Origin of the sequence: Ligilactobacillus equi DSM 15833 = JCM 10991 (assembly GCF_000615765.1) — a bacterium.
Taxonomy (GTDB): Bacteria; Bacillota; Bacilli; order Lactobacillales; family Lactobacillaceae; genus Ligilactobacillus; species Ligilactobacillus equi.
Genome location: NZ_BAMI01000139.1, coordinates 1 through 955, shown reverse-complemented (window position 1 = coordinate 955; position 955 = coordinate 1). Strand labels below are relative to the sequence as shown.

Sequence of the window (955 nt, the reverse complement as noted above, 5' to 3'; positions counted from 1 at the left end):
TTTTTACCCATAACAAAGCCACAATCATGACATGTTTGTGTAGTATTTCTAGGATTGACAGTCATGAATACTCTTCCGTACAATTCAGATTTATATTCCATCTTATTAAGAAACGTTCGCCAACCAACATCAGAAATTGACATCGCTAAAGCATGATTTTTTAACATATTCTTCCCCCGAAGATTTTCTGCAATTACCAAATCGTGGTTATTGATAAGTGTAATTGAGACTCTATTGAGAAAGTTTTCTCTTTGCCGTCTAACTTTAGCATGTAACTTAGCTACTACTAAACGTTGTTTCTGATAATTCTTACTTGTGCGTAAGGAACGGTGTTCCTTTTTAGCCCGTCTTTGCTTTCGTGATAAAATACGTTGTTCCTTAGCTAACTTACCTTTAATAGTTCGATAGTAACGTGGATTCGCAATTTGATAACCTGAACTAGCGGTTAAGAAGTTATCAGTATTTAAGTCGACACCAACTTGACTATTAGTTTTTACTTTAGCTTTAACAAACGGTGTATCAGAAGCTAACTGTAGTGATACAAAGTATTTATCATCAACAGATTTTGAAATTGTAACTGTACCAATACGAATATCGCTCTTATTATCTAAAATACGTCTGTGTGAGCCACTAATGCGCAATCTACCCAACTTTGGTATTTGGATATGCTTGGTATCAAGAAACTAACACTAGCAGAATACATATCCATGATTGCTTCTTTGCCATATTGAGCATTAGTTTGATATTTTTCTGCATAACCTTTTTTATGGAATTTAGGCGTCCCTGCACTATGAACTTTTTTGTACATTTTCCAAGCTTTGTTATAGTTTTGTTTAGCGTTAGCTAAGGCAAGACTATCAATATTTTTGTTAAGCATATAACGGTAATGATTAGCTAATTCTTTAGGATTTTTCCGTTTTTCTAACTCCTTAATACGGTCAATAACGGTATCAAT

The 955-nt window shown here is 33.8% G+C and carries 1 pseudogene; it reads right to left on the bottom strand.

Annotated elements, in window-relative coordinates:
- Positions 1 to 955: pseudogene (locus tag JCM10991_RS14145) on the bottom strand (RNA-guided endonuclease InsQ/TnpB family protein); the annotation flags it as partial.